15 protein-coding genes are annotated in these 14,824 nt (G+C 38.1%); 14 read left to right on the forward strand and 1 reads right to left on the reverse strand.

Annotated elements, in window-relative coordinates; translation table 11 throughout:
• Nucleotides 1–123: 123 nt before the first annotated feature.
• From JKP73_RS08330 to JKP73_RS08345, 4 genes are read left to right on the forward strand one after another with little or no spacing between them, the layout of a single operon-like run.
• Complete coding sequence (locus JKP73_RS08330) at nucleotides 124–384, forward strand: (2Fe-2S)-binding protein (RefSeq protein WP_255326116.1); 261 nt, start codon at nucleotides 124–126, stop codon at nucleotides 382–384.
• Complete coding sequence (locus JKP73_RS08335; RefSeq protein ID WP_021291806.1) at nucleotides 381–683, forward strand: (2Fe-2S)-binding protein; 303 nt, start codon at nucleotides 381–383, stop codon at nucleotides 681–683. Before JKP73_RS08330 ends, JKP73_RS08335 begins: the two co-directional genes overlap by 4 nt.
• On the forward strand, nucleotides 680–1,870 hold the full coding sequence (locus JKP73_RS08340; protein WP_021291805.1) for an NAD(P)/FAD-dependent oxidoreductase: 1,191 nt from the start codon (nucleotides 680–682) through the stop codon (nucleotides 1,868–1,870). The genes JKP73_RS08335 and JKP73_RS08340 overlap by 4 nt, the downstream gene beginning before the upstream one ends.
• A 25-nt stretch (nucleotides 1,871–1,895) precedes the next feature.
• A complete protein-coding gene (locus JKP73_RS08345) occupies nucleotides 1,896–3,062 on the forward strand; it encodes an NAD(P)/FAD-dependent oxidoreductase (RefSeq protein ID WP_021291804.1) in 1,167 nt (388 codons plus the stop codon).
• A 25-nt stretch (nucleotides 3,063–3,087) separates the two neighbouring features.
• On the opposite strand, the gene JKP73_RS08350 is transcribed toward JKP73_RS08345, so the two are convergent.
• Nucleotides 3,088–4,671 carry a glycosyltransferase family 2 protein gene (locus JKP73_RS08350; RefSeq protein WP_021291803.1) on the reverse strand — a complete coding sequence of 528 codons (1,584 nt, stop codon included), beginning with the start codon at nucleotides 4,669–4,671 and terminating at the stop codon, nucleotides 3,088–3,090.
• Nucleotides 4,672–4,807: 136 nt separating this feature from the next.
• On the opposite strand from JKP73_RS08350, the gene JKP73_RS08355 reads away from it, so the two are divergent.
• The 10 genes from JKP73_RS08355 to JKP73_RS08400 all read left to right on the forward strand — a co-directional run bounded on the left by JKP73_RS08355 (nucleotide 4,808) and on the right by JKP73_RS08400 (nucleotide 14,813).
• Nucleotides 4,808–6,160: a TRAP transporter large permease subunit gene (locus JKP73_RS08355; protein WP_021291802.1), complete on the forward strand. Its 1,353-nt coding sequence runs from the start codon at nucleotides 4,808–4,810 to the stop codon at nucleotides 6,158–6,160.
• Nucleotides 6,161–6,239: 79 nt separating this feature from the next.
• Entirely contained in the window at nucleotides 6,240–7,172 is a 933-nt protein-coding gene (gene yhfZ, locus JKP73_RS08360) for a GntR family transcriptional regulator YhfZ (RefSeq protein ID WP_021291801.1), read from the forward strand.
• 61 nt (nucleotides 7,173–7,233) lie between these two features.
• Entirely contained in the window at nucleotides 7,234–7,614 is a 381-nt protein-coding gene (locus tag JKP73_RS08365; RefSeq protein ID WP_021291800.1) for a PRD domain-containing protein, read from the forward strand.
• Nucleotides 7,611–7,970 carry a DUF2620 domain-containing protein gene (locus tag JKP73_RS08370; protein WP_021291799.1) on the forward strand — a complete coding sequence of 120 codons (360 nt, stop codon included), beginning with the start codon at nucleotides 7,611–7,613 and terminating at the stop codon, nucleotides 7,968–7,970. Before JKP73_RS08365 ends, JKP73_RS08370 begins: the two co-directional genes overlap by 4 nt.
• 16 nt (nucleotides 7,971–7,986) lie before the next feature.
• A complete protein-coding gene (locus tag JKP73_RS08375; RefSeq protein WP_021291798.1) occupies nucleotides 7,987–9,276 on the forward strand; it encodes a YhfT family protein in 1,290 nt (429 codons plus the stop codon).
• A gap of 23 nt (nucleotides 9,277–9,299) precedes the next feature.
• Entirely contained in the window at nucleotides 9,300–10,214 is a 915-nt protein-coding gene (locus JKP73_RS08380; protein WP_038244616.1) for a phosphotriesterase family protein, read from the forward strand.
• Nucleotides 10,215–10,216: 2 nt separating this feature from the next.
• Nucleotides 10,217–11,347, forward strand: a complete 1,131-nt coding sequence (locus JKP73_RS08385; protein WP_021291796.1) for an aminotransferase class V-fold PLP-dependent enzyme — start codon at nucleotides 10,217–10,219, stop codon at nucleotides 11,345–11,347.
• Between the two features lie 19 nt (nucleotides 11,348–11,366).
• The gene (locus tag JKP73_RS08390; RefSeq protein ID WP_021291795.1) at nucleotides 11,367–12,527 is read left to right on the forward strand and encodes an alanine racemase; all 1,161 of its coding nucleotides are present in this window, start codon (nucleotides 11,367–11,369) and stop codon (nucleotides 12,525–12,527) included.
• Between the two features lie 5 nt (nucleotides 12,528–12,532).
• Nucleotides 12,533–13,735: a phosphopentomutase gene (locus tag JKP73_RS08395; RefSeq protein WP_021291794.1), complete on the forward strand. Its 1,203-nt coding sequence runs from the start codon at nucleotides 12,533–12,535 to the stop codon at nucleotides 13,733–13,735.
• A gap of 145 nt (nucleotides 13,736–13,880) precedes the next feature.
• On the forward strand, nucleotides 13,881–14,813 hold the full coding sequence (locus JKP73_RS08400) for an aldo/keto reductase (protein ID WP_021291793.1): 933 nt from the start codon (nucleotides 13,881–13,883) through the stop codon (nucleotides 14,811–14,813).
• Nucleotides 14,814–14,824: the final 11 nt, after the last annotated feature.

Consider the following 14,824-nt stretch of genomic DNA (forward strand, 5'->3'; position numbering starts at 1 on the left):
AACGATGATGTAGTTCGTGATGTTTCATAAACTAATAGTCTCACTTTATTAGTTTACCAATGTACGATTGTCCCTTATGACAGTTTCTTTATAGGAGGTTTTATTATCTTAGAGCATACAATAATTTGTAGATGTGAAGAAGTCACATATGGAGAAATTATAACATCCATAGAGAATGGTGCGGGAACAATGAAAGCAGTAAAATTAGCAACACGTGCTGGTATGGGAATTTGTCAGGGAAGAACGTGCCGGCAAATCATTAACGATATCGTACAACAAGATCATGGTGAAGACGGTATTAACGTTATAGAACCATCGTATTCTACGATAATCCGTCCGGTCCGACTAGTTGATTTAGCTCGTCATCAGGAGGATGCTAAATGATGAGAATAGAAAAGCATCCAATATTAAAATCATTAGATCAGCAAGTAATAACGATTATTTATAATGGTGTTAAATATTCGGCATTTGAAAATGAATCGATAGCAGCCGCATTACTTGCAAATCGAATACGTACATTACGATATTCGGAGAAACATGATGAAGCAAGGGGCCTATACTGTGGGGTTGGCCATTGTTATGAATGTCGTGTCACAGTGGATGGTGAGCGAAGCGTACGCGCTTGTATGAAACGTGTGCAAAATAATATGTGTATTGAATCGCAGCGAGGTACAACGCTATGAGCTATGATCTAGTAGTAATTGGGGCTGGACCTGCAGGGATGAGCGCTGCAATAAAAGCAGCTTCGCATGGAGTTAATGTAGCCCTTATTGATGAACAACCTATACCTGGTGGGAAATTAAACGGCCAGTTACATCAAGATGGAAAAGGGGATTGGTGGATTGGTCAAGAGGTTGCTGAAAACTTGGCTAGTACCATTAATAAACTAAGTATCCCTTGTTTTTATGAAAGAGAGGTTTGGGGAATCGATCCAAACTGGAAAGTTATGTTAGATCAAGGTGAATTACTAGAAACGAAGAATATTATTTTAGCTACTGGCGCTGCGGAAAAGTCTGTCCCTGTACCAGGGTGGACAAAACCAGGAGTAATGACAATAGGTGCTGCTCAAGTATTAACTAATTTTCATCGAATTAAGCCTGGTGAAAAAGCAGCTATCATTGGAATAGATGCCTTGTCGTTAACGGTAGCACAGGCAATGAAATTAGGCGGGATAGATGTTGTTGGAATCTTTCTCTTTCCTCCTGAGTCAGGTATTGATTTAAAACCAAAACAAGTAATGAAGGAATTATCGAACCTTTCTCACTTAGCTCCAAATGTTTGGTTGAGAACGATGGGTAAATTGGTTCAAGGTAACAGAATACAGACAATTGCTACTGCATTGTATCCGAAAAGTGGAATGAAGATAGGGGGTGTCCCTATTTATCTAAAAAAAACAATTACGGACATCATAGGGAAAGATAAAGTGGAACAAATAAATATTGGATCCTATGATCATCGTGGTCGGATAAAGCGAAAGTCTCAAATAATAAATGTTGATTGTGTGTGTCTCTCAGGGGGGTTATATCCACTCTTAGATTTGGCGAAAGCTGTAGGATGCGCAACGAGTTATATTCCTTCTTTAGGAGGAGAAATCCCCTTATATAATGGAGAGATGGAAACGAGCCAACCAGGGATTTTTATTGCTGGAAATATTACTGGTATAGAAGGCGCAAAGGTAGCAATGGCACAAGGGGAACTTGCAGGTACTGCAGTCAGTTCAAAACTAGGAAAATTAAAGAGCAGTCGTAATATCCTTCGCAAAGCAAGAAAGCGAGTAGAGAATGAGAGGGACCGAGCTGTTTTCTCATTTCAAGCAAATATCGGGCAAGGCAGGGAAAAGGTGAAGACACTCTGGAAACAATTAGAATAAACGTATGGATGGGGGGATGATCATCATGGAAAGTGCTGATGCTATTGTCATTGGTGGAGGAGTAATTGGTACATCTATTGCGTATCATCTTGCTGCCAATAGGAAGGTGATCCTTCTTGAAAAAGGAGATATAGGAGCTCAGACTTCGGGGGCTTGTGATAAAGCCATTTTCCTTCAATCAAAGAAAGCTGATATTGCAGTGGAATTAGCACGACACAGTAGAAAACGTTTTGCATATCTTGAGCAAGAATTAGATGCACCCATTGATTTCAAACCGAGTGGAGGGATGGTAGTAATTAACAAGGAGTCACACCTCTCTTTTATGAAAAAATATGCGAAAAGTCGAAAGAAAGCAGGTCTTAAAATAGATCTTTTAGATCAACAGGAAACGTTAGAAAGACAACCATGTTTATCACCGAACATTCTTGCATCTACCTATTGTAAAGAGGATGCAGAGGTTAATCCATTGTTATTAACACAAGCGTTCACGAAAGCAGCTAAACGAAGAGGCGCGAAAATCCATACACATACAGAAGTTACTGATATAATTTGTAAAAATGATAGGATAGAAGGAGTGAAGTCTACAAAGGGGAGGTTTGCTACTAAGTTAGTCATAAATGCAGCTGGACCGTACGCTCCTATCATTGCAGGTATGGCAAATGTACATTTACATATGATCCCGAGAAGAGGGGTTATCCTCATCTCTGAAAAGATCAAACCAATCGTGCAAGGGAATGTTTTATGCTCTGACTATTTAGCCGCAAAACACCTCTCCCAGCAAACTAAAACAGAACTCCCTCCATATGGAATTGGACTCTCACTTGGTCAAACAGAAAGTGGTAATCTCCTAATTGGAAGTAGTCGAGAATTCAAAGGCTATGAAAAAAGCATTGATCATAAACTTATTTCTATGATAGCAGCGCATGCTAGCAGGATCGTTCCTACGTTAAATTTTACGCGAATTATCCGTTCAATGGTTGGTTTCCGCCCATTTATTGGGGATGGTCTACCAATTATCGATAAGATTGAAGAGATGGAAGGATTTATTATCGCTACTGGGCATGAAGGAGATGGCATCGCATTGGCTCCAGTAACAGGTGAATTAGTTGAGGGGTTAATTGACCGAGATCCATCTTATCAGCGATGGCTTACATCTCTAAAGCTCTCACGGCTTCAACATACTATTACATAAGAAAGTCCCATACTATTGGGACCTTTTAGTGTTTCGTGTTATCTTCTTCCCATTTTATTAGTTTTGGTTGTTTATCAAGAATCGAATGGTATTGTGCCAACCATCCAAACTCACCTTTAGGGTCAAGCTGTAAATACCGTTTATATTTTATCGCACGTTCTTCTTCATCTGCCCATCCAAAGTGTTTGATTCGTAAAGATGAAGTCGTATTAGGCAAATGAAATATATTGGCTGGGAACCTACCGCAGTGCAAGCGTTTTTTCTGCCATTTGTAGTCAAAATGAGGTTGATAACGGAGGAGAAACGGCCGATAAGATTGATGAGATTTCCAATACTTATCTTCTCTATAGTTTTCTTCATCCCACATATCATAGAGTCGAAAACTATATAAATCCATATCTGATTGATTCATTAGATTGGTTACTTCGGTAGTAAACGCTGCTTCAGGAAGTTCATCTGCGTCTAAATTTAAAATCCAATCTGGGTTGGTTTTAATGGTTTCTTCCCATTGTTGTTTTCGTAATTCAATTTCATTGGAAAATGTTGACTCATGATTTTGCACAAGATGTAATGGGATTCCCTCCAATAGCTTCTGACAAATGGCAATGCTATCATCGTCGCTTCCATCATCAATGATAACTGCTTCATCAATATAATTGCGGTGCATTTTTAAAATACGTTCTAAATAACGTGATGCTTCATTTTTCATGATCATCGAAAGTGTAAGCTTGTTATTTTTAGTTTTGCCTGTTCGGTTAGACAAGATTTCGTTTACTTCAATTGGACTAATACGAACTGTGTTTTCATCCTTATATTCTTGCACTTCATTTAGGTCAGAACTACGATAAATGTGAAATGCTGGATAATGGGTATCTACAAATAATTGAAAACCAAGCGCTTGAGCTCGAACACAGAAATGTCGGTCCTCTCCCCAAAAGGAGATGTTTTGAATGGGGTTAAAATTAACTCCATTTTTTAATGCATTTGCATGAATTAAGGTACAAGCTCCTAATCCGCCAACTTCATACGTTCCTGGGTTTTTAAGCGTATTAATAAATTCCATGCTGCGTCTATTTTTTTCCTCATCAGATAATTGTTCGCCTAAAGCAGATGGATATAATGTATATTCATCCTTCATCCATACTTGCGGAAGTGGATTCGTATTTGGTTGCCATTTCGTCCAAAAGATGGTGGAGATAATATTTTTTTCCATCTGAATCAGGTGCTTAATTGTATTTGGATGAATGATTAAGTCAGAATCAATAAGAAATAAATAATCGTATTCTTCCTTTATTGCATAATCGATGATACGGTTTTTAAATGCTGCTACTTTCCAAATTGCTTGATGATTCCAGATATGAGTATTTTCATCCCTTGCATACCCTTGATGATTCATGTGGGAAGGTTTCAGGATTTTGGTTTGATGAGGTGTATGATCTGAAAATTCTCTTAGTAAATGAATGGATTGCTGATCGGTATTATCGTCGATAAATAAGTAGTCAATGGAAAAGGTAGTATTCTTAATTTCGGTTAACGCCGTTAGGAATTCCTGTAAAATGGGATGCTGTTGATGAATTGGCGAACCAATTAAGACACGAGTGTCCGTCATTGTTGTTCCGTACCTCCTTGGATAATAAAAAAAGTCCTTGTAGTAGTATATTGTCAGTCATATGAAACGTTCTACATCGGATTTAATTTTAATTTTTCTGATAATAAATCATATATATTATCAGAGGTGATTTAACATGTTGATGATTATTATTCCGTTAGGATTGTTGTTCGGCATTGCTTTAATAAAGCAAATACCAAAAATCGGCGGTGATATCCGTGTTGCTTTACTTGCTGCCACTATTTCATCTGCTATTATTTCTGAATTAACTGTTTGGGGAATGCTTGTGGCTATGGTTGATGGAATTGATCGTTTGGCATGGGTAATCATGTTGTCCATCTTTGGAAGTATCTATGCCGAAACACAAGTGAAAATAGGATCTGTGGATACGACGTTATTCAGTTTAAGGGCGATCTTTGGTCGGTCTTCGAGAGGTTTAATCATTGCTATTTTTATGACATTAATATTCGCGGGTTCGTTATTAGGTGATGCTATTGCCGCAGCTACAGTAATTGGTTTCCTTGTTATACATGCATTGTCAGAGTTACGTCTGAAGCCAGAACAAATTGGGATGATTATCTTACTAGGGTCATCGATAGGATCAATTATGCCACCGATTACACAAGGTGTGTTTTTGTCAGCTTCGCTTGTAAATACAGATCCATCTCCAGTACTACATTTAGCTTTTCTGACGGTAAGTGTAGGAGCAATCATTGCGGTAATTGAATCCATTCGATTTGTTAAAAATAAAAAATTGCCGAATGACCTAATCCCAACTGAATCGCTGGGTCAACTCTTAGAGGCAAGATGGACTACGTTAATTCCTTTATTTGTCCTACTAATCATTGTATTAACGCATGCCATTTTTAATTATAATATCTTTACGAATTTCCCAGTCTTATCAATGATTTCACAATTATTAATGAAAGTACCAATTATTCAAGGCGTTACTTTTCCAGTAGTATCTGCAATTATTGTAGCTAGTATCGTGAGTTTCCTCTTTACAAATGTTCGAAACCAAGCCAAAAAAATAGTAAAAGACGGAATAATCAGAGTGCATCAAACGGTGCAAATTCAAATTTGTGCAGGTATGATGGTTGGAGTATTTTATGCATCTGGAGTAATCGATCAAATGGCGATTATGACACAGGAATTGTCTACTTCTATGGTTAAAATAGGTGGTATGCTATCTGTTGTAATTGTGGGAATGATGACAGGCTCTCAGACAACTGCACAAACGGTTAATATTACATTCCTTGGCCCAATTTTAGAAAATATGCATGTCGATCCTACCCTAATTGCATTAGGAGCTTCTCATATTGCAGCAGCTGGACAGAATATGCCACCAGTTGGGCTTACGGCTTTTGTAATATGTGGGTTAATTGGAGGGATATTAAATCAGAAAGTGAACCCACTTAGAGTAATGTTTTTGGCTTTGCCTAATTCTATGTATTTCTTATTGGTCGGCTTACTCGTTTGGTTTTTATAAACGAAAAAAGTATTGCAAACATTTTTTGTAAACGCTATAATTACAATATACAATATTTTGTATTTTAAAAGGAGTAACTATGACTAGAATTTGGGAAAGTTTATTTTCAAAAAACGGACTTGCTGCCAAAGAAATTGCATATCAAATGCTATATATAGAAGAAGGCGAGAGGGTACCTAAGGTAAGCGACTTAGCAGCAGAATTAGATATTGGTAATGGAACGGTTCAGGGAGCCCTGAAGGTTTTAGAAAATTTACATGCTATTCGTCTAGAACCAAGGGGTCATTTGGGAACATTCCTACGGAAAAAAGACATTATATTATTAAGAGAAATTGCAGGTGTTGGATCATTAATTGGCGCCATGCCCTTACCATATTCTTCGATGTATGAAGGATTAGCTACAGGATTGATTGAAGCCTCTGAATCTATGTTAACAAATATTGATTTAGCTTATATGAGGGGATCAAAACAGCGGCTAGAATCATTGAAATCTAGAAGGTCTGATTTTGCCATTATGTCCGAATTAGCTGCCGAACAAGAAATTGTTAATGATGAAAACTTAGAAATTGCCTTAAATTTTGGACCTCAAACCTATGTTTCTACCCACCAAATATTTTTTACAGGTAATCTGAATAATCAAATAAGCGATGGGATGAAGGTGGGGATCGATTATACTTCTGTAGATCAATCACAAATTACATTATTAGAGTGCGAAAACCTTCAAGTTGAATTCGTACCTGTAAATTACATGCAGCTATTTGATATGTTATTAAATGGAGATATTGATGCTGCAGTATGGAATGCAGATGAAAATCGTTCTAAGAGAAGGTTTCAAATAGGTGATTTTAAATCGGAGAAGGCAAAAAAGGTATCGGTCAAAGCTTCTACCTCAGTGATATTAATTGAAAAAGATCGACATGAAGTAAAAGATTACATTTCGGGTTTAGATAAGGATGTCATTTTAGACATACAACAAAAGGTAGTTAAGAAAGAAAAGCTGCCACATTATTAACCGTGGTGGTTTTTTATCATCAATATACAAAAAACTGTATTTTAAAAAAGGGGGATAAGAATTGAATATTCATACGCTGGAAGATAGGTTGCAGATTCTCGTTCTAGGAGATGTTATTTCAAAACAAGCAAGTTATACAACTTCAGCTGCATTTCAATATTTAGTAGATAAACTAAAGCTACATGATTTAGAGCAATCAGAGATGCTTTTCACACATCTACCTTCCGCATTAACACGAATAGAAAAGAGAGAAACAATGGAAGCACCCGCACCTGAAATTATCGAAGAAATTAGACGATCTACGCATTATCGAGAAGCGGAAAAACAGGTCCGTTATGTAGAAAAAGAATGGGGGAACGAGCTTCCACAAGAAGAAAAAGAATTTCTGTACATGCATTACACCAATGTCATATCCATAAATAAAGGAGGAAAAGAAAAATGAAAATAATTATTGGTGGACAAGTAGAGAAGCAAACGATCGAAGCATTAATTAAGGATATCGATCCTTCCATAGATACGTCTGTTAAATCTGATTTGGAGGCAGCAATGGCGATGAAGACAGGACAGGCGGATTATTATTTTGGTGCTTGTCATACTGGAGGAGGGGGAGCCCTTGCCATGGCAATTGCTATGATTGGCAGAGACAAATGTGAAACAGTTTCTATGCCAGGTAAAAAGCCAGATGCTTCTAAAGTAGATGAGGCAGTACGTAATGGAAAGATAGCATTTGGTTTTACCGGTGATCATACGGAAGTTGCTGTACCTATGATTCTATCAAGTATAAAGAATAAAGCATAGAAAGGGGGGGAAAAAGATGGAAATGATGTTTGTGATTTTAATTGGGGCAGTTGCAGCTGTACTAGCCAATATGAATATTGCTGTATTTAATGATGGTCTTCGACCGATCGTATCCGAACATTTAGAAGGTCGATTAAAACGGAGGGAATTAGGGTTAACCGCCTTTGCAATGAGCTTTGGTTTAGTAGTTGGCTTTGGGATCCCGTTTACCATTACTGCTAGCATTATTTTAATTCATAGTATCCTACTTGGAACAGATATTATCGGGTTAATGACACCGAAGAATAAATGGGGTACAGCAGTTGCGGCTATTGTAGGTGGATTGTATGGGTGGGGGCTATTAATTGGGTTAGAAGGATTTGTGAAGTTATTTGAATACCTACCTGTTAATTTCCTTGAACCGATGGGAGAAGTAGGAACACCAGTAGTAGTAACCTTTATGGCTTTTCCAGCTTTAGCTGTGGCCATGCAGTTCAGTGTGAAGAAAGGAATTATTACATTTATTGTAGCAGCATTAATTAGACAGTTAGCAGTATTTGTGAATAATAGTGAGTTCCTACGCATCGGGGATAATGTCGTTACACTTAATCAAGAGGGAATGGCGCTTATTGCAGGAATGATCTTTTTATTTGCATTTGCCATGAGGGAAAAAGCAGATGAAGCTGCTTCTGTTGACTTAGCCTCTATATTTAGTGAAAAGGTTAAGCAGATTAAGAAGAATGTTGCTTTCTTTATGATTATTGGTGCATTAATAGCAGGTGCTACGAATCTACTATTAATGGCTGGCGATCCAATTTCACTTAATCTATTAGCTGAAGGAAAGCAAACAGATGCTGGGATCGCAGCTGCAGCTAGGGCTATTGGCTTCATTCCTTTAGTTGCCAGTACAGCAATAGCAACTGGAGTTTACAGCCCTGTCGGTTTTACCTTGATATTTGTTGTAGGGCTATTTGTACCGAATGTTTGGGTAGCAGTCATCGTTGGTGCCATCGTTATTTTCCTAGAAGTGATGTTGTTAAGTTCTATTGCCAAATTTTTGGATAAGTATCCTGGCGTTAGGAACTCAGGGGAAAACATTCGGAGTGCGATGACGAAATTGTTAGAAGTAGCCTTATTAATTGGAGGAGCAAATGCAGCAAATATGATTGCTCCTGGTTTTGGATTTTTCTTTATTGCAGGCTTCTATCTGCTAAATGAAGTCGCAGGACGTCCTATTGTCCGAATGGCGGTTGGCCCAGTTGGTGCCATTGCAGTTGGTGTGCTTGCAAATATATTCGTATTACTAGGAATAATGCAAGTTTCCTAATAACAGCATAGGAGTGATCGTTAATGATACAAACAGTTCGAGGGAAAATTGCGAAAGAAGCATTAGGAGTATGTGCAGCACACGAACATCTCTCTATTGATCTATCACGAATAAAAGGTGATCCTGACACGATTTTGGATGATGAACAAGTGATGATCGAAGAGCTAGGGCATTTTCATCAAGCTGGAGGCCAATCCATGATCGAGTTAACGAATGATGGGATGGGAAGAGACGTTAAAAGACTGGTTCGATTAAGTGAAACTTCTGGTGTTCATATTGTGACATGTACAGGCTTTTATAAAGACCCCTTCATTCCCGAATATGCTGAAGGGTGGAATCGGAATCAATTTGCTGCACATTTTATAAAGGAATGTGAAGAAGGAGTTGAAGGGACAGAAGTTTTCCCTGGAGTAATTGGGGAAGTAGGAACCAGCATAAATGAAATCAAACCAATTGAAAAAGAGCTAATTATTGGAGCTGGCATGGCTAGTTTGGCTACAGGATTGCCAATATCCACTCATACATCTCTAGGAACGCTTGGGAGTAAACAAGTAGACTTGTTTTTTGCATTGGGAGTATCCAAAGAACAGATCATCATCGGCCATCAAGATTTGAATCCGGATAAAGAAATGGTTTTAGATGTACTTTCATCTGGAGTGTTTATTGGATTTGACACGATTGGTAAGAATAATTATCGGCCAGATAAAGAGCGTTTAGATTTTTTGATAGATTTTATTGAAAGAGGTTTCCATAAGCAAATCCTTCTATCCGCAGACCTAACACGGAAATCCCATTGGCGTAAGTTTGGCGGGGAAGGATATGATCTTGTGTTAAATACGTTTATTCCTGCATTAAAAGAGCGCGGAGTGAGTGATTCCGTGATTTCAGATTTGCTTATCAATAATCCAGCGAATGCATTTTCCATAAAGGAGCGGTAATCATGGCTTATAAACCAGCTGCATTAAAATATGCTTCATCCGTTCTACCAACTTTAACGGTTCCAGAAGCACAACAATTACAATTTAAATTTGTTCATTGTATGAGTAAGCACTTTACTGGTCATCAATTTTTATCAATGGGTGATCTCGGTGTTGCTCCACGTTATAAGAAACCGGAACAGACGGAAAGAGCAGAGCGTGTCATTGCTGATTTCTTCGATACGGAAAAAGCCGCACTCGTTCGAGGTGCCGGTACGGGAGCAATTCGGAATATTTTAAGTATGCTCCTTCAAGCAGGGGATAGCATGTTTATTCATACAGCCCCTGTTTATACAACAACAAAGGAGACGATTCGTCTACTAGGGATTCAAACGGTACCGATTAATTATAATGATTTATCCGCTATAGAGGATGCATTGAGTACTGATCATACATGTAAAGTTTTCTACATTCAACATGCAAGACAACAGCCAACCGATACGTATCAACTTAAGAAAGTGATTCAAACGGTGAAGCATATACGGCCAGAACTTCCTATTGTGGTAGATGATAATTACTGTGCGTTGAAAACTTATGGTATTGGAATAGAGTATGGAGCTGATTATTCTACATTTTCAGGATTTAAATTACTAGGTCCAGAAGGGATTGGAGTTATTGTAGGAAAGCAAGGAGCGATTAATATGCTGCAGGAGAAGAATTATTCTGGCGGCGGAAAGGTACAAGGTTATGAAGCAATGGAACTAATCCGGATGATGACCTTCGCGCCAGTTTCGCTTGCAACTCAAAATGAGCAAGTAGAAGAGCTTTGTAAACAATTAAATGAGGGTTTAATTAAAGGGATTGCAGCTGCTTATATGAGCAATGCACAGTCGAAAAATGTCATTGTTGAATTGGAACAGCCAATTGCGGAAGAAGTAATTCAACAGAGCAATCTACTTGGTGCTGCTACTCATCCTGTTGGAGCTGAGTCAAAATATGAAATAATTCCTATGATCTATCGTGTTTCTAGCAGCTTTATTGAAGCGCAGCCGCGGTTAAAAGAATTTGGATTACGTATCAATCCGATGAAATCAGGAGCATACACCGTTATTCATATTTTAGATAAAGCAATAAAAACAGTCAATAAGCAATAAATCAAGGAGGGGTGCTTCTATGTTTTTGCGAACAACAATGAAACGAAATCCAGAACTATTATTTACTGGGCTTTCCTTGCATCAATCTGGAATGATTCCACCAAATACGTATGTCATTGATGTAGATGCACTAAAGACAAATACTCGTATGATAGCAGATACTGCGAAGCAATATGGAATGGAATTATACTTTATGAGCAAACAACTTGGCCGACTCCCGCAAATTGCAAAATTCATTCAAGAAAACGGCATAAAAAAAGCGGTAGCTGTTGATTTTGACGAAGGGAAAATACTAGCTGATCAAGGAATAGCAATAGGGAATATTGGACATTTAGTACAACCAGGAAAGCATCAGTGGAAAGAGGTTTTGAGCTGGGATCCAGAAGTTGTCACGATTTTTTCCTACGAACGTGGCAAACAATTATCAGATGCAGCAGTAGAAGTGGGAAAAAAGCAAGATATCTTATTAAAAGTGGTTGGAAAAGATGACAGCATCTATGAATCCCAAGAAGGTGGAATTCAATTAGAGGATCTGCAACAAGAACTAGACCGAATACTTCCATTACCTGGTATTCGAATCATCGGCGTAACTACTTTTCCTAATTTGCAATTAGCGGATACCAAGCGTGAAATGATTGCTACTGCCAACCTTACAACATTACTAACAGCAAAACAAATACTCGAAGAAAAGGGAATCACCGTTCGACAAGTCAATGGCCCCAGTGGAACAAGTATTGAAACCATCCCTTATTTAGCTAAACGAGGTGTGACTCATGGTGAACCAGGGCATGGATTAACAGGAACGACACCAATTCATGCTTTTAAAGATCTGCCAGAAATTCCTGCAATGATTTATGTTACAGAAGTATCTCATGAAACATCGCAGCACTATCAAGTTATTGCGGGGGGTTTTTATGGCCGCTCTCAAATGGAGGGATGTTTAGTTGGAAATGAACGTGAATCTATTCTTAATCGCTATGTAACTGCTGAGCAAAATAGTCCTGAAGTAATCGATTATTATGGAGCGATAAAAAAGCCGGATGGTTTTCAAGTAGCGATCGGTGATTCAGTTATTTTTTCTTTTCGAACACAAATATTTGTAACGAGAGCTCATGTGGCACTTGTAGAAGGGATACAGTCCGGTACACCTAAACTGATCCATCTGGAAAGGAAGTGGTGACAATTATGGCGAAAATGACATTAATTGTTATTGATAGCTTTGGGATTGGTGCAATGGAGGATTGTACAGATTATCAACCCTCTGACTGTACAGCGAATACATTCGACCATATACGTAAAGCCAAAAAAGATGATTTAAAAATCCCTTATATGTATGGGGCTGGCATAGGGACGCTCGTTGATAATCAGCCTGCTCCGCAAAAAGCTTATGGTTATTCCAAATTAGCCCATCATGGCGCGGACACGTATCTTGGTCACCAAGAAATAGCTGGAAGTTGTCCGAAAAAATCTACTAAAAGGCTTATGAAAGATATCCACTCGTATATAAAGACAGCATTAGAGAATGCAGGTTATCATGTTGCATATCCATTTACCAATTGTCCTATTTTATTAGTCAATAATGCTGCCGTAGTTGCCGATAATTTGGAATCAGCTTATGGAAATATTATTAATATAACAGCGGATTTTAAACAACTGCCTTTTAAAGAAGTGAAAAAACTAGGACAGGTGGTGAGAGCGCATGTAGATACCACGCGTGTTATCGCTTTTGGCGGACCGTATACATCTGTTGAACATATTCTAGCTTGCGTAGAAGAAAAGCATAGAGGTCAATGGGGCGTAAATACACCAAAAGCAAATGTGTATGGGGAAGGTTATCGTGTTTTTCACATGGGGTATGGCGTTGAAATTGAAAAACAGTTTCCAGTAATTGCTGCTAATCATGGTATAACGGTGCATCGTTTAGGAAAAACAGCGGATGTACTGCATGGAGAAGGTCCAGCCAATCCGATTGTCAATACAAGCAACTTACTTAACTATGTTGGTGAATGTTATCAGCGAGAAGAGGAAGACGCAGCTTTTCTAGTAAATATCCAAGAAACAGACTTGGCGGGGCATGCACAAGATGTGGATTGGTACTGTGATCTATTAAATGAAACAGATAAATGGTTATCTGATATATTTATTCCATTAATGCGAGAAGATGATATTTTAATTGTTATGGCCGACCATGGAAACGATCCTACGATCGGTCATGCCAATCATACAAGGGAGTATGTACCAATTTTAATCTTCGGTGAAAAGGTTAAGAAAACAACGATTGGTCTGAGGAATACAATGGCTGATGTCGGTGCTACATTTTGTGAATTCTTTCACCTTCCTCCAACTGCAGAAGGAAGAAGCTTCTTATCCGAAATTATTGATAAATAGTCTGATTCTAACTAATGCAGTTCATGTTTTACATGAATTGCTTTTTGATGTTGATGAAATGTTTCAAGTTATATAATGTTTCATTTTTTTTGTTCGTGGTACATTTGTAATGTTAGCGAAAATATAGGGAAAAGGGGTTTTATACATGGCAAAGTTTACGAAATTGGGTAAATCTGATATTTCAGTGTATCCAATTGGATTAGGTACCAATGCTGTAGGTGGTCATAATATTTATCCGAATATGTTAGATGAAGAACAGGGAAAAGATGTTGTTAGAACTGCGTTAGATAATGGGATAAATATGCTCGATACAGCGTTTATTTATGGGCCTGAGCGTTCCGAAGAACTAATTGGTGAAGTGATGAAGGAATATAAACGAGATGATATTGTTCTTGCTACAAAGGGTGCCCATAAATTTGCAGGTAAGGACACCTTAATAGATAATTCTCCAGCTTTTCTAAAGCAGGCAGTGGATGATAGTTTACGTAGACTACAAACCGATTATATTGATTTATTCTATATCCATTTTCCTGATAATGATACCCCGAAAGATGAAGCAGTAGGTGCATTAAAAGAATTAAAAGATCAAGGAAAGATTCGCTCCATTGGTGTTTCCAATTTTACTCCAGAGCAGTTACAGGAAGCAAATAAAGATGGATATGTTGATGTTTTACAAGCAGAATATAATCTACTTAAACGCGATCCAGAAAAGCATTACTTCCCATATACAGAAAATGAAAATATTACATTTATTCCTTATTTCCCACTTGAATCAGGCTTATTGGCTGGGAAATATGATAAAAATACAGTGTTTTCAGATTTACGTGCGCAAAACCCGAACTTTCAAGGGGAGAAGTTTCTAGAAAATCTGCAAAAAGTAGCTCAACTCAAAGAAATAGCTGATGCTTATGGAGAAGAGGTTGTGCATATCGTACTCGCATGGTACTTTACTCGTCCTTCCGTAGATATCATTATTCCTGGTGCTAAACGTCCCGAGCAAGTACTTAGTAACAAGCGAGCAGCAGAGATTGCTCTATCTGAAGCAGATGTACAATTAATAAGTAATATCTTTGGGTAATTTCGTTTGAA

The organism is Virgibacillus salexigens (assembly GCF_014905415.1).
Taxonomy (GTDB): Bacteria; Bacillota; Bacilli; order Bacillales; family Amphibacillaceae; genus Virgibacillus; species Virgibacillus salexigens.

What these genes read in the sequence shown, in the direction of transcription:
- JKP73_RS08340 (WP_021291805.1), top strand. Translation starts at nt 680, where the DNA reads ATGAGCTATGATCTAGTAGTAATTGGGGCTGGACCTGCAGGGATGAGC.
- yhfZ (WP_021291801.1), top strand. Translation starts at nt 6,240, where the DNA reads ATGACTAGAATTTGGGAAAGTTTATTTTCAAAAAACGGACTTGCTGCC.
- JKP73_RS08385 (WP_021291796.1), top strand. Translation starts at nt 10,217, where the DNA reads ATGGCTTATAAACCAGCTGCATTAAAATATGCTTCATCCGTTCTACCA.
- JKP73_RS08355 (WP_021291802.1), top strand. Translation starts at nt 4,808, where the DNA reads ATGTTGATGATTATTATTCCGTTAGGATTGTTGTTCGGCATTGCTTTA.
- JKP73_RS08390 (WP_021291795.1), top strand. Translation starts at nt 11,367, where the DNA reads ATGTTTTTGCGAACAACAATGAAACGAAATCCAGAACTATTATTTACT.
- JKP73_RS08375 (WP_021291798.1), top strand. Translation starts at nt 7,987, where the DNA reads ATGGAAATGATGTTTGTGATTTTAATTGGGGCAGTTGCAGCTGTACTA.
- JKP73_RS08395 (WP_021291794.1), top strand. Translation starts at nt 12,533, where the DNA reads ATGGCGAAAATGACATTAATTGTTATTGATAGCTTTGGGATTGGTGCA.
- JKP73_RS08370 (WP_021291799.1), top strand. Translation starts at nt 7,611, where the DNA reads ATGAAAATAATTATTGGTGGACAAGTAGAGAAGCAAACGATCGAAGCA.
- JKP73_RS08400 (WP_021291793.1), top strand. Translation starts at nt 13,881, where the DNA reads ATGGCAAAGTTTACGAAATTGGGTAAATCTGATATTTCAGTGTATCCA.
- JKP73_RS08380 (WP_038244616.1), top strand. Translation starts at nt 9,300, where the DNA reads ATGATACAAACAGTTCGAGGGAAAATTGCGAAAGAAGCATTAGGAGTA.
- JKP73_RS08345 (WP_021291804.1), top strand. Translation starts at nt 1,896, where the DNA reads ATGGAAAGTGCTGATGCTATTGTCATTGGTGGAGGAGTAATTGGTACA.
- JKP73_RS08350 (WP_021291803.1), bottom strand. Translation starts at nt 4,671, where the DNA reads ATGACGGACACTCGTGTCTTAATTGGTTCGCCAATTCATCAACAGCAT.
- JKP73_RS08335 (WP_021291806.1), top strand. Translation starts at nt 381, where the DNA reads ATGATGAGAATAGAAAAGCATCCAATATTAAAATCATTAGATCAGCAA.